8 protein-coding genes are annotated in these 14,579 nt (G+C 60.1%); 3 read left to right on the plus strand and 5 right to left on the minus strand.

Going from position 1 to position 14,579, the window contains the following annotated elements; all coding sequences use genetic code 11:
• Positions 1–30 precede the first annotated feature (30 nt).
• The 5 genes from FGF54_RS14075 to cyoA form a co-directional block, all read right to left on the minus strand.
• On the minus strand, positions 31–792 hold the full coding sequence (locus FGF54_RS14075; RefSeq protein WP_168208104.1) for an SURF1 family protein: 762 nt from the start codon (positions 790–792) through the stop codon (positions 31–33).
• Between the two features lie 278 nt (positions 793–1,070).
• Positions 1,071–1,466, minus strand: coding sequence for a cytochrome o ubiquinol oxidase subunit IV (gene cyoD, locus FGF54_RS14080; RefSeq protein ID WP_003514416.1), 396 nt, complete (start codon positions 1,464–1,466; stop codon positions 1,071–1,073).
• A complete protein-coding gene (gene cyoC, locus FGF54_RS14085) occupies positions 1,466–2,092 on the minus strand; it encodes a cytochrome o ubiquinol oxidase subunit III (RefSeq protein WP_003524364.1) in 627 nt (208 codons plus the stop codon). Before cyoC ends, cyoD begins: the two co-directional genes overlap by 1 nt.
• 6 nt (positions 2,093–2,098) lie before the next feature.
• The gene (gene cyoB / locus FGF54_RS14090) at positions 2,099–4,102 is read right to left on the minus strand and encodes a cytochrome o ubiquinol oxidase subunit I (RefSeq protein ID WP_003524365.1); all 2,004 of its coding nucleotides are present in this window, start codon (positions 4,100–4,102) and stop codon (positions 2,099–2,101) included.
• A gap of 76 nt (positions 4,103–4,178) precedes the next feature.
• Positions 4,179–5,309 (minus strand): ubiquinol oxidase subunit II, encoded by a 1,131-nt coding sequence (gene cyoA, locus FGF54_RS14095; protein WP_080852864.1) that lies wholly within the window; start codon positions 5,307–5,309, stop codon positions 4,179–4,181.
• A gap of 249 nt (positions 5,310–5,558) precedes the next feature.
• On the opposite strand from cyoA, the gene FGF54_RS14100 reads away from it, so the two are divergent.
• The 3 genes from FGF54_RS14100 to FGF54_RS14115 all read left to right on the plus strand — a co-directional run bounded on the left by FGF54_RS14100 (position 5,559) and on the right by FGF54_RS14115 (position 14,562).
• Positions 5,559–6,887 (plus strand): MFS transporter, encoded by a 1,329-nt coding sequence (locus tag FGF54_RS14100; RefSeq protein WP_020812534.1) that lies wholly within the window; start codon positions 5,559–5,561, stop codon positions 6,885–6,887.
• A 407-nt stretch (positions 6,888–7,294) separates the two neighbouring features.
• Positions 7,295–12,796, plus strand: coding sequence for a glutamate synthase-related protein (locus FGF54_RS14110; protein WP_142779989.1), 5,502 nt, complete (start codon positions 7,295–7,297; stop codon positions 12,794–12,796).
• Positions 12,793–14,562, plus strand: coding sequence for a sulfite reductase subunit alpha (locus FGF54_RS14115; RefSeq protein ID WP_142779990.1), 1,770 nt, complete (start codon positions 12,793–12,795; stop codon positions 14,560–14,562). Before FGF54_RS14110 ends, FGF54_RS14115 begins: the two co-directional genes overlap by 4 nt.
• Positions 14,563–14,579: the final 17 nt, after the last annotated feature.

The following is a 14,579-nucleotide window of genomic DNA, read 5'->3' on the forward strand; positions in this document are numbered from 1 at the left end:
TTTTATGAACCATCCGGTAAAACCAGCTGCTTAGTCCTCGTCCCGTTTCGGTTTGGGGGCGTTGAGGTTGCGCAGGACATACCACCCCGCAGCCACCACCATCGCCGCCAGAATATACCACGTAACGGCATAGGAGAGGTGATTGTTGGGGAAGGTGAGCATGGTCTTGCCGCCGACCGGCAGGCCGCCCGGATTGGGCGTCGCATCGGCGTCGACATAAAACGGCGCGACATCGGAAAGGCCGGATGCCTGCGAGATTTGCGGAATGTTGCGGGAATACCAGCGGCCATTTGCCGGATCGTTGGTGCGCAGGAAAAGCCCGCCGGTTTCGGGCGCGCGCATCAGCCCGACGATCTCGACCTTTCCGGCCGGTTCGCCTTCCTGGCGGGAGGACGGGTCGCGTCTGTCGGACGGCACGAAGCCGCGATTGACGATGATGCTGGAGCCATCGTCGCGCTTGAGCGGCGTCATCACCCAGTAACCGGGGCCGAGGTCCGTGACCGTATAGACCTGAACCTCCCTGTCATTGAGGAAGGTGCCGGACAGTTTCACACGGCGATATTCGTATTCCGCCGGATCGCCGAGCACCGGCCATTCTTTGGCGGCAGGGGCGTCGACGGGATCGGCATGGGCGCGGGCTTCGACCCGCTCGATAAGATCGAGCTTCCAGGAAAGGCGCTTGACCTGCCATGTGCCGAGCGCGAGCAGCAGACCCGTCAGAACAACGGTCAGGAACAGGACGACGATGGCCGCAGGGCGGATGCGCCGGTTATGGGGTGTGGTTTCGCTCATGTCACGGTCCTTGCGAAGCGCGCCTGGCAGAAACCAGTCTGCTTTGGCGGGTTTCCTAGAGCATTTCCAGGAAAAGTGGAACCCGGTTTTCCGTCCGGAAATGCGCCAAAACAAAGAGTTAGAGTGTTTTCGCGATTCGAAGAAAAGCGAAAAAACTCTAGCGCCCGCATGCGCTTTTTTCAGCAAATAACCCCATAAATCGCACCAGGATTCATGGGGTTATGTGTTGGCGCGAAGGCGGCCCGCCGGAAACCCGGCAGGCCGTAGGTCTCTGCTGCTCAGGGCAGGTTTTTCACATCCTCGATGTGCAGCGGCATCATGTTCTTGTTCATGTTGTACATGACCCAGAGCGAGCCGGAGAGCGTGATCAGGAGCACCACGACGGTGAAGATCAGCGCCATGAAGGTCCAGCCGCCTTCGGACTTGGTGTCCATGTGCAGGAAGTAGATCATGTGCACGAAGATCTGGATGACGCCGAGACCCATGATGGCGATGACCAGCAGGGTCTTGTTTTCAAGAACGTCGCCCATGACCAGCCAGAAGGGGATCGCCGTCAGTATAACCGACAGGACGAAGCCGATCATGTAGCTCTTGAAGGTGCCATGGCTCGCGCCATCATGGTGATGATGGTCGTCGCCATGCGCGTCGTGATGTGCGTGTGCTTCGGAACTCATCAAAGAACTCCCATGAGGTAAACGAAGGAGAAGACGCCGATCCAGATGACGTCAAGGAAGTGCCAGAACATCGACAGGCACATCAGGCGACGCTTGTTTGCCGCGATCAGGCCGTGCTTGGCGACCTGGAACATGAGCGTGACGAGCCAGATGATGCCGAAGGTGACGTGCAGACCGTGCGTGCCGACCAGCGCGAAGAAGGCCGACAGGAACGCCGAACGCTGCGGACCGGCACCTTCCGCGATCAGGTGATGGAACTCGTAGAGTTCGACCGCGAGGAAGGCGAGGCCGAAGAGGCCGGTCACACCCAGCCAGACCAGCGTGGCCTTTACCTTCTGCTTTTCCATTTCCAGCATGGCGAAGCCATAGGTGATGGAGGAGAAAAGCAGGAAGCCGGTATTGATCGCCACCAGCTTCAGGTCGAACAGGTCGGCACCGGAAGGGCCGGCCGCATAGTTGCGGCCGACAACGGCATAGGTGGCAAACAGCGTCGCGAAGATAAGGCAGTCGCTCATCAGGTAGAGCCAGAAGCCCAGCGAGGTGCCGTTCTCCGGGTGATGGTCTTCCTTCAGGTAGAAGACCGGTGGTTCAGCGCCGTCGACGCTTTGTGCAGGTGTATGAGACATGTTCCGTTACGCCTGTTCCGCGAGCAGCTTGGTACGTTCCGCTTCGACCGTCGAAACGTCGGAAGCCGGAATGTAATAATCGCGATTGTAGTTGAAGGTATGGGCGATGGAGACCGCGATGATGGCGAGCATCGACAGAGCCGCAAGCCACCAGATGTGCCATACCAGGGCGAAGCCGAGAACCACGCTGATGGCGCTGATGATCACGCCGGCGCCGGTGTTCTTCGGCATATGGATCGGAATGAAGCCTTCCTTGGGACGGTTGTAACCGCGCTTCTTCATATCCGCCCAGGCGTCGACATCGTGGATGACGGGCGTGAAGGCGAAGTTGTAGGCGGGCGGCGGCGAAGACGTCGACCATTCCAGCGTACGGCCGTTATAGGGGTCGCCGGTCACGTCACGCAGCTTGTCGCGCTTCAGGAAGCTGACGATGAGCTGGATGACGAAGGAGGCTATGCCGAGCGCGATCAGGAAGGCGCCGAATGCGGCGATCACGAACCAGATCTGCAGGGAATTATCCTCGAACTGGCTGATCCGGCGGGTGATGCCCATCAGGCCGAGAATATAAAGCGGCATGAAGGCGAAATAGAAGCCGATGAACCAGAACCAGAAGGACAGCTTGCCCCAGAACGGATCGAGCCGGTAGCCGAAGGCCTTCGGGAACCAGTAGACGATACCCGCAAGCACACCGAACACGACGCCACCGATGATGGTGTTGTGGAAGTGGGCGATGAGGAACAGCGAGTTGTGCAGCACGAAGTCCGCCGGCGGAACGGCGAGAAGAACGCCGGTCATGCCGCCGATGACGAAGGTGATCATGAAGCCGATGGTCCAGAGCATCGGAACGTCGAACTTGATACGGCCCTTATACATGGTGAAGAGCCAGTTGAAGATCTTCGCGCCCGTCGGGATCGAGATGATCATCGTGGTGATGCCGAAGAAGGCATTCACGCTTGCGCCGGAACCCATCGTGAAGAAGTGGTGCAGCCACACGATATAGGCGAGGATGGTGATGACGCCCGTGGCGTAGACCATCGAGGCATAACCGAAAAGGCGCTTGTTGGAGAAGGTCGAGACGATTTCCGAGAAGACGCCGAAGGCCGGCAGCACCAGGATGTAGACTTCGGGATGGCCCCAGATCCAGATGAGGTTGACATACATCATCGGATTGCCGCCGAGATCGTTGGTGAAGAAGTTGGTGCCAACGTAACGGTCGAGGGTGAGAAGCGCGAGCGTGCCGGTCAGGATCGGGAAGGAGGCCACGATCAGGATGTTCGAACACAGCGATGTCCAGACGAAGATCGGCAGGCGCATCATGGTCATGCCAGGCGCGCGCATCTTGATGATCGTCACGATCAGGTTGATGCCCGATAGCGTCGTTCCCACACCGGCGATCTGCAGACCCCAGATATAATAATCGACCCCGACCCCCGGGCTTCCATCGATACCGGAAAGCGGCGGGTAGGCCAGCCAGCCGGTCTGCGCATATTCACCGATGAACAGCGAGATCATGGTGATGACGGCGCCGGCCGTGGTCATCCAGAAGGAGAAGTTGTTGAGGAAGGGGAACGAAACGTCGCGTGCGCCGATCTGCAGCGGCACGACGAAGTTCATCAGACCCGTGATCATCGGCATGGCCATGAAGAAGATCATGATGACGCCGTGGGCCGTGAAGATCTGGTCGTAATGGTGCGGCGGAAGGTAACCTTCCGATCCGCCCGACGCGATCGCCTGCTGGACGCGCATCATGATGGCATCGGCGAAACCGCGCAGCAGCATGACCAGCGCCAGAATGATGTACATGATACCGATCTTCTTGTGATCGATGCTCGTGAACCATTCATTCCAGAGATAGCCCCAGAGGCGGAAATAGGTGAGGGCGCCGACGACGGCGATACCGCCCAGAGCCACGGCCGCGAAGGTTGCGACAAGAATGGGCTCGTGAAGCGGGATGGACTCCCATGTCAGCTTCCCGAACAGGAACGACGTTTGATCGGAATTGACGATCATTTTTAGCCTCTTGCGATTCTAAGACATAAGATCGGCGCAGCCATTGGCCGCGCCGCATAATGCCGGGACGTATCCGTCAGCCAGCGACTTGTTTCGTTTCCGGCAGCGCCGCAGGCTCGAAAGTCTGTCCTTCGAGCGCAGCCGGAGTGGATTGGGGACCGCTGGCGACGCCAAAGGGCGCAAGCGGCGTGCAGACGACGGAGTTCAGCGCCTTGGCGATATCGATGCCTTCCTTGCCGCCGCCGCCATTGGCGTCGATATGCATCATGTCACGCATGCAGAGCTTGTTCGGCTCGACGCAGCGGTTGAGGATGGCGCTGTAGAGCTCCGGATCGACCGAAGCGAAATATTGCACCGGTTCGCGCTCGGAAGGCTTGGCGAATTCCAGATATTCCTGACGGCCGAAGCCCTTGCCGCCCTCTTTCGCCTTGGCAACCCACTGGTCGAAGCCCTGCTGGCTGAGGCCATGGAACTTGAAGCGCATGTGGGAGAAGCCGGGGCCGGAGAAGTTGGCCGAGAAGCCGTCATAAACGCCTTCCTTGTTGATGACCGCGTGCAGCTTGGTCTGCATGCCGCCCATGGCGTAGATCTGGCCGGCGAGCGCGGGCACGAAGAAGGAGTTCATCGCCGTCGTGCCGGTGATCTTGAAATTGATCGGAACATCGACCGGAGCGGCGAATTCATTGACGCTGCCAATGCCGAGTTCGGGATAGAAGAACAGCCACTTCCAGTCCATGGCCACCACTTCCACCGTGATCGGCTTGACATCGGCAGTCACCTGGCGGTTCTCGTCGATACGCTCCAGCGGGCGATAGGGGTCGAGACGGTGAGTGGAAATCCAGGTCACCGTGCCGAGCATCAGGATGATGGCGACCGGAGCCGACCAGATCACCATTTCAAGGCGCGTGGAGTGGTGCCACTCGGGATCGTAATCCTCGGCCTTTGCCGATTCCCGATACTTCCATGCGAAGAAAAGCGTCAGGACGATGACGGGGACGATGATCAGCAGCATCAAGACCGTGGACGTGATGATAAGATCGCGCTGCTGGATGGCGACGTCGCCCGAAGGGTTCATCACCACGAGGTTACAGCCGCTGAGCAGCAGCAGAGCCGGGATTGCCAGAAGGGCGGATAGGATTTTTTTGATCGTGCGCACGTTCTTTGAACTCGTACAGTTTGGATTATGCCGCGAATAATTGCCGAACATCATTTTTCAAATGAGGTATATTGTCGCGGTGCAGCGAAACCTTCGCGATGCACCATGTCTCGGGCAGAGCTGCGTTTAAGGACGGAGCGCGTGCATTATCGCATGGTCAGCTGACTGGGCAACCCTTTATTGCCAAACTTCAATTGACGTTACGTAGGGTGCGTGTGACAATCCGCCGCATCGTAACGCAACGGAAGAGGAGCCGGCGCGTTACAGGAAATGGTTCGTCCATGACGCAGGAGGGATATTATGAGTTATACGAATGCTGCTCCATCCTTTGGGCAGGCGCCGGAGGCGAACGGAAATGGGGCCGGTCCCGTTAAGGTCGATCCGGATCGCATCACGATTGCGGTCATTCTTGCGAGAATGACGGAATTCTTCGACTTTTTCATCTATGCCATCGCTTCCGCGCTCGTTTTTCCCCACGTCTTCTTTTCTTTCGTCGACCCGCTGACGGCGACGCTCTATTCCTTTGCGGTCTTCTCATTGGCCTTTATCGCAAGGCCAATCGGCTCGCTGATCTTCCTCCAGATCGACCGCAAATTCGGGCGCGCCGTGAAGCTGATGGCCGCGCTCTTCACGCTCTGTGGTTCCACCATGGCGATCAGCTTTCTTCCGTCCTATGCGGAAGCGGGCATGCTTGCCCCCTGTCTTCTGGCGGTATTCCGCATCGGCCAGGGCCTTGGGCTTGGCGGCGCATGGGACGGTCTGGTTTCGCTGCTCGCCATGAATGCACCGCAGAAACAGCGCGGCTGGTACGCCATGATGCCGCAGATCGGTGCGGCCATGGGCTTCGGTCTCGCCAGCGCCTTTTTCATTGTCTTCGTGACGCAGCTTTCCAATGCGGAATTCCTCGCCTGGGGCTGGCGTTTCCCGTTCTTCGTGGCGCTGGCGCTGAATGTTCTCGCGCTTTTCGCCCGCCTGCGCATGATCGTGACGCCGGAATTCCAGGCCATGCTGGAACAGCACGAGCTGGAACCGCGTCCCATGTTCAAGATGCTGCGTTCGCAGTTTCCGGTGGTGGTCACAGGTGCATTCGTGCCGCTGGCAAGCTTTGCGCTCTTTCATCTTGTCACGGTCTTCCCGTTGAGCTGGGTTTCGCTCAACACCAGCCAGCGTGTCTCGGACTTCCTGTTCGTGCAATTCGTCAGCGCCATCATCGCCGGCGGAATGATCGTGGTCTCCGGTATTCTGGCCGACCGGATCGGTCGACGGAAGCTTCTGGCCATCGCGGCGGTGCTGATCGGCCTTTTCAGTCTGGTTGCGCCGGTTCTTCTTGGTTCCGGCGATATTGGCCGCTATCTCTTTGTGCTAATTGGCTTTTCGCTGCTTGGCCTGTCCTTCGGCCAGGCGGGCGGCGCGCTTGCTTCCCGCTTCAGCCGTGAGTACCGCTATACCGGCGCATCGCTCACCTCGGATATTTCCTGGCTGATCGGCGCCGGTTTCGCACCGCTCGTCGCGCTCGGATTTTCGTCCAAATTCGGCCTTTTTGCCGTCGGCATTTACCTGATGTCGGGTGCGCTCTGCACGCTGATTGCTCTCTGGTTTAGCCGCACGCTGGACATGCCTTCGGAGTGATCCGGGCAATTTAAAAATCTCTGCAGCCATCGCGCCGCGGAATCCTGTCGGATTTCGCGGCGTTTTTGTTTTTTTATTGCGCCGGGCCGATTTTAATCTTGACTCGGTCGATCATGAAATATTATGTAAGTAATACTGACGTAATTCAGTGTATCTCACCGCCGGAAAGCCGGCTATCAGGGAACGCGATGCGAACGACGACGATCATTATTTGCGAAAAAGCGGCCATCGCCGCCAAGCCGTTTGACGGCCGCAAAACGACCGTTCGCGCCATTAAACGCCGATAGGCAGCAGACAAGAGGAGCAGCCAGGTCGCCTGCGGCTCCGCCCGCAGAGTGCCGGCTGACGCGCCGGGTTTCGGGAAAGAGGGCGATGCCGCGCGAAATGCGCAACGAGAGGAGAGTGCCTTGAGCGTGACGGAGCAAAAATTCGGCCTTTACGATGCGGCTTTTGAAAAAAGCAGCTGTGGTGTCGGTTTCATCACCCGCAAGGACGGCGTGCAGACGCATGATGTGCTGAAGCGCGGCCACGAGGCTCTCTGTGCCGTGCCGCATCGCGGCGGCATGTCGGCGGAAGGTGTCGGCGATGGTGCCGGCGTGTCGCTGGATTTGTCGCTTTCCTTCTTTCGGGAATTGACCGGTGAGGCCGGCTTGCAGGCCGGCCGGTTCGGCGTCGGCAATTTTTTCCTGCCGCAAAATCCGGCTTTCCATGGCGAGGCTGTCGGTATCATCGCAAACGCCCTCAAAGAGCAGGGCTTTGCAATCCTGCTCGTGCGCGATGTGCCGGTGAATGATGCGGCCATCCGTCCCGCCGCCATCCCCTACCAGTTGCCGATCCGCCAATGGGTCTTTTCGGCTCCGGCCGAATGCGCAACCCTCGCCGAATTTGATTGGCGCATCCACAAGGCGCTGCTCGCCATCGAGGCGCTGGCCTATACCGTGCCGGAACTCGCCGGCTTTTATCCGCTATCGCTCAGCGCCCGCACGCAGGTTCTGAAGGGCCGCCTGAACTCCCATGAGGTCATGCCCTATTTCTGCGATCTCACCGATCTGCGCCATGAAGTGCATACAATGTATTTCCACACGCGGTTCTCCACCAATACCGATCCGCATCCCTCCATGGCGCAGCCCTTCCGCCTGATGGCGCATAATGGCGAACTCAATACCGACAAGAAGAACCGGTTGTCGGAAGCGGCCGTGGCGCTGGCGAAGAACGCCAGCATCATCCGCCCGAAGGGCCAGTCGGATAGCTGCCGCCTGGACCAGACCCTGCAGGCGCGGGTGATGGAAGACGGTCTCGACCTTGTCACCGCCGTGGTCTCGATGATGCCGCCAGCCTGGGAAAACGACGATACCCTGTCACCCGACGTCAAGGCGATGCTGGAGTATTTCTCGCTCTATGAGGAGAAGAATGACGGCCCGGCCGCGCTGATCTTCGGCGACGGAACCATTATCGGCGCGCGGCTCGATCGCCTTGGCCTGCGCCCGCTGCGCACCGTCGAGACGCAAGATTATCTCTGCGTCATGTCGGAAGCCGGGCAGATCGCCTTTCCGGCAGAGAGCGTTATCCGTCGCGGCCGCATCGAGGCGGGCGGCATGCTTTATTACGACCATGCAGAACGCTGCGCCTTTTCCACCGTCGAGGCGTTGGAGCTTCTCGCCTCACGCCGCGACTATTCATCCCTGCTGCGCGAAGCCCGTGTCATGCTGGAGGATCTGCCGGAAGTGCCGGCGGAAAAGCAGGGATCGCCGCTGCGTTACAATGGCGATCTGGAACGCCACCAGCGCTATGTCGCCTATTCGCACAATCAGGAAAGCTTCAAGTTCCTGATGGACCCGATGCTGGCCTCCGGCGCGGAAAAGATCTCGGCGATGGGTTACGGCAATGCCATCAATGCGCTTTCCGATCAGGAAGGCGGCGTCGCGAAGTATTTCTCGCAGCGTTTCGCGCAGGTCACCAATCCGCCGCTCGACAGTATACGTGAGGCCGACGGCATGACGTTGCGTGTGGCCCTCGGTGCAAAGCCGAACAGCGGTGCGAAAAAGGCCCGCCAGATCGTCGTGCGCTCTCCGATCCTGACCCATCTCGATATGCTGCGTATCCGCGAACAGTCGGAGACGCCCCTTCGCCGTTTCGAAATGCTCTATTCGCCGGTCTTCGATGTTGCGGAGGCCAACGAAGCCGCGCTGCGGCAGGCAATCGATGGTCTCTGCGATGAGGTTGTGGCTTTTGCGGCTGAGGAAGGCGGCATCGCCATCATCACCGACCGGCACGTTTCGACAAACCGTGCGGCCTTGCCGATGATCATGGTCGTCTCCGCCATCAATCAGCGGCTGATCGAGGAAGGTTTGCGGCTGCGCGTGTCGCTGATCGTTGAAAGCGGGCAATTTTCCTCTTCGCATCACATAGCAGCGAGCCTCGGCTTCGGCGCTTCGGCCGCCTATCCGCTCGGTGTGCAGTTCCGTGCCGAGGAGAAATTTGGTGCCGATGCCGACAAGGCCTTCAAGCGTTTTGCCAAGGCGGCGGAAAAGTCGCTGATGAAGACCATGGGCAAGGTCGGCCTGTGCACAGCGGAAAGCTATATCGGCGGCGAGTTCTTCGAACCGAACTTCCTCGATACCGACGATGCGGTGCTGAAGCGCTATTTCCCGAATGTGAAGACCCCGGTTGGCGGCGTCAACTTCGCTGTCATCGCGCAGGCGGTGGCGGACTGGCACCGCAAGGCGTTGTCCGTGAAGGGCGAAAACGACATACCCTTGCTCGGTCTCTTCAAGGAGCGCGCGGAAGGTGCCGGCCATTCCTATGGCACGACGGCTGTTCGCGGTTTCGTGGATATGACGGAGGAAAAGATCGGTTTCGACAAGGGAACCGAAAACGAGGAGGCTTTGCGCCTGCTGCCGCTTAACCGGCTGGAGGATGCCTTCGGTCTCAACGATGCGGCCTATTATCACAACAGCTTCGACCGGCTAACGCCAGACGCAATCGACAGATTCGAGGTAACGCCCGGTTACCGCGCCTTCGCCCGCATGATGGCGGAAGAAAGGGCGCGCCGCCCGGCCGCCCTGCGCGATGTTCTGGAATTGCCCGCCGATGTGACCTTCGCCGGTTCCGCGGAAGAATTCCGCCGGGAAATGGGCCGTTTTTCCCGGCAGGGCAATAACAGCTTCATGGTGCGCGGATTGCGCTGCGAAGAGGCGGGAGACGGCGCTTTCCGGCTGCAATTGACCGGCCCGCACGGTCATGAGCTTGCCCGGCTTGCCGCACTCGGCCAATCGCTGCTCGACCGTTTCGGCGCGGATATTTCAGGCCATTGGCTGGAAGGCGGCGCGCTCATGGTTCAGGCTAAGGGTGAAGCGTCCGCTTATCTCTCGCTTATCCGCACTGCACCGGAAAGCATTCCGCTCGATGCCGTTCAGAAGGCGAGCGAGATCACCAAAACCCTCGCATCGGGCGCCATGAGCCACGGCGCGCTCGTCGCCGCCGCCCATGAGGCGGTCGCCCATGGCACCAACATGGTCGGCGGCATGTCGAATTCGGGCGAGGGTGGCGAGCATATTTCCCGTTACGGCACCATCCGTGCCTCGCGCATCAAGCAGTTCGCTTCCGGCCGCTTCGGCGTCTGGGCCGGTTATCTTGCCGATCCGATGCTGGAAGAGATCGAGATCAAGATCGGTCAGGGCGCAAAGCCGGGTGAGGGCGGGCAGTTGCCGTCTCCCAAGGTGACGGTGGAAATCGCCGCCGCACGCGGCGGCACGCCGGGCGTCGAACTTGTCTCGCCGCCGCCGCATCACGATACCTATTCGATCGAGGATCTGGCCCAGCTCATCCACGATGCCAAGGCGGCGCGCGTGCGCGTCATCGTCAAGCTGGTCTCGTCGGAAGGCATCGGCACGATTGCGGTCGGCGTCGCCAAGGCGGGGGCGGATGTCATCAATGTCGCCGGCAACACCGGCGGCACGGGGGCAGCTGCCGTCACCAGCCTCAAATATACCGGCCGCGCGGCGGAAATCGGTATCGCAGAAGTGCATCAGGCGCTTTGCGCCACCGGCCTGCGCGCCAAGGTGCTGCTGCGCTGCTCCGGCGCGCACCAGACGGCGAGCGACGTGGTGAAATCGGCACTTCTCGGCGGTGACAGCTTCGAATTCGGCACGACGGCGCTGATGATGCTGAAATGCGTCATGGCCAAGAACTGCAACATCAAGTGCCCGGCCGGTCTCACCACCAATCAGGAGGCCTTCAACGGCGATCCGCGCGCTCTGGCGCAATATCTCATGAACATCGCCCATGAAACGCGCGAGATTTTGGCCGGGCTTGGGGTTGCCTCACTGCGGGAAGCACGCGGCCGTTCCGATCTTCTTCACCTCCTCGATCATCCGGCGAGCGTCGGCCAGCTTGACCTCCGGGCAATGCTCGCCGTGGTCGAAGAGGTGAAGATCGACAGCCCCGTCTATATGGAAAAGGACTTTGCACTGGACGACGCCTTCATCGAACTCGTGCGCTCGGCCCTCATCGACAGCCGGCGCGAGAACATCGAGCTTGGCGGCAATCGTTTCCTCAACAATTGCAACAAGAGCGTCGGCGGTCAGCTCGCCGTCGATATCGAACGCATGCTGAACCATGAGCTTTCCGACGAAGAGGCGGATGCGTTGCCGGCCGTGAAGCGGGACAGCCGCGGCCGCCGGTTCCTGGAGGCGGGTTCGGTGCGCATCGATACGTCCGGTTCCGCCGGGCAGTCTTTCGGCGCTTTCTGCAATGACGGCATGGTCATGGTCCATACCGGCACCTGCAATGACGGCGTCGGCAAAAGCGCCTGCGGCGGCACCATCGTCTTGCGCTCCCCGGGCGGCGGCTCGGAAGAGGCGGGCGGCAATGTGCTGGTCGGCAATTTCGCGCTGTTCGGCGCCACCGGCGGCCGCACCTTCGTGGAGGGGCAGGCGGGTGACCGTTTCGCGGTGCGTAACTCCGGCGCCACCGCCGTGGTCGAAGGCGTGGGTGATTTCGCCTGCGAATATATGACCAACGGCGCGGTGCTGAACCTTGGCAGCTTCGGCAAGGGTTTCGGCAACGGCATGAGTGGCGGTTTCGTTTATCAGTATGATCCCTATGGCGATCTGCCGAAGAAGGTCAGCCACGATTCCATCCTGCTCGGTTCAGTCGCCGGTGAGGATGAACAGGCCGCCATTCATAATCAGGCCATCCACCAGCTTCTGACCTGGCATGTCGCAGAGACCGGCTCGGCCAAGGCGGCGTGGCTTCTGGAAAACTGGGAAAGCGAACAGCATAATTTCGTCTATGGTATGCCACGCGCCCTGCTGCTTTATCAGGATAGCGATGAGATTTTGAAGGCGAAGCCCCGCAAGGAACTGCTGGAGGAACTCGCATCCGCGCTTGCCGCTCATCAACTGCGCAAGTTCAAGCTCGCTTATCGTGACCGCAAGGCCGTCCTGAACGGAACGGTGCCGGGTTATGGCGAGACGGATACGGAGGAGATGTATGCGCTGCTCAACAATTATACCGTGTTGAGCATGGCGCAGGCCATCGCCCTGCAGCGGGTGCCGACGGCATCAGGTCCTTCCGACCCGGCCATTGAAAAAGCCGTGCGCAATCTCATCCTCACGGAAGACCATGCGCTGATGCAGCGGCTGCTGAAATATGCGCGCGAGGCGCTTTCAGACCATAGCGATGAACAGCTTGCGGTGATGATCGCCGCCAAGCGGCTCGACGATTACAAGCAGGCGCTGGCGCGCAGGAACATCTGGTCGGTGGACAGCCCCGGCACCTATGGCTGGATCATTCAGCAGAACCGGAAAAACATCGAGAAGATCGGTCGCCTGCCCGGCTTCGAGGAGCTTTTCGCAGCCCGCGCCATCCCCGATCTCGCCACCGCATCCAGCCACAGGGCAGCATGATGAAGATACCTTATATTCCCGAAGACGCGCCCTTCAACGGTGATCAGCGCGCATGGCTTTCCGGTTTTCTGGCGGGGCTCCATTCCCGCGCCGCCATCGGCCTGGAGACATCGGTTTCCGCCGCTGCTCCCAGGGCGGCGGCCAGCGTGCTGAATATTCTCTTCGGCACCCAGACCGGCAATGCCGAGGCGCTGGCGATGGATATTGCCGCCGCCGCCCGTGCGCAGGGCATGCAGCCGGTGGTGACGGCACTCGATGATGTCTCGATGGACAGTCTCGGCGCGATGAAACGGGTCATCGTCGTCACCTCGACATATGGCGAAGGTGAAATGCCCGACAACGCCCAGCTTTTCTGGGAAGTGCTCGCCGCCGACAGCGCGCCGCGTCTGGACGAGATGAATTTTGCCGTGCTTGCGCTCGGCGATACCGGCTATGACGGCTTCTGCCAGGCGGGCAAGCTTATCGATACGCGGTTCGAACAACTCGGCGGCAAGCGTATGAAGACGCGTATCGATTGCGATATCGACTTCGAGGACGCTGCCGCCGCATGGATCGGCGAGACCCTGCCGCTCGCGGTTGCTGTCGATGGCGGCAGCGCGGCATCTGTCACCATGCCCGACATCGCCGAGCCGCTCGTACGGGCAAAACAGGGCTGGAGCCGCAAAAATCCCTATTCGGCTGAGGTAAGCGTCAATCGTCGTCTGTCCGGTCCCGGCTCATCCAAGGAAATTCGTCACTACGAATTCGATCTCGGCGAAAGTGGCCTGGACTATGAGGCGGGTGACGCTCTTGGCGTCGTGCCCCTGAACGATCCGAAATTGGTCGGCGCGCTACTGGAACACTTCGGGGCGGCTGCGGACAGCCAAATCGCCGGGCTGGACCGGCCGGTCGGCGACGCGCTTCTCAACATGTTCGAGATATCGACGCCTTCGCGTGAACTCGTCGCCGAAATCGGCAAGCGGGCGGGGCATGACGAACTCAGCCACATTCTCGCGAACGGAGACAGGGAGCAGCTGGCCGCCTTTCTCTGGAGCAAGGATATTCTCGACCTCATCAATCTCGGCGGAAAGCCGCTGTTCGAGGTTGCTGAATTCGTGACATTCCTGAAGCCTCTGCAACATCGCGCCTATTCCATTTCCTCCAGCCCTCTGGTTGCAAAAGACAGCGTGCATCTGACCATCGCCAGCGTGCGTTATCGCGCCGAGGGCCGTGAGCGTGGCGGCGTGTGCTCCACCTATCTCGCCGACCGCGTGGAGGCCGGGCAGAGTGCCGGGATTTTCATCTCGCCGAACAAGGCGTTTCGTGTGCCGCAGGACAATGATGCGCCTGTTATCATGGTGGGACCGGGTACGGGCATCGCGCCGTTCCGGGCTTTTTTGCAGGAACGGCAAGCCCGAGGCGCAAAGGGCAAAAACTGGCTGTTTTTCGGCGACCAGCACCGGCAGTCGGATTTCATCTATGAAAACGAGCTTGGCGACATGAGCCGCGATGGTGTGCTCACCCGCCTCGATCTCGCTTTCTCGCGGGATCAGGCGGAGAAGATCTATGTCCAGACCCGCATGCGGCAGAACGGCAAGGCGCTTTATCAATGGCTTGAAGAGGGCGGTTACTTTTACGTCTGCGGCGACGCGACCCGCATGGCGAAGGATGTCGATGATGCCCTGCACAACATCATCAGCGATGAGGCCGGCATCTCCGCCGAGGCGGCAAGCGAATACGTGAACCGGCTGAAGCGCGAAAAACGTTATCTGCGCGACGTCTACTAACGATTGCCATGACGAGA

Source organism: Agrobacterium sp. T29 (assembly GCF_006970545.1).
In the GTDB taxonomy this organism is placed as follows: domain Bacteria; phylum Pseudomonadota; class Alphaproteobacteria; order Rhizobiales; family Rhizobiaceae; genus Agrobacterium; species Agrobacterium leguminum.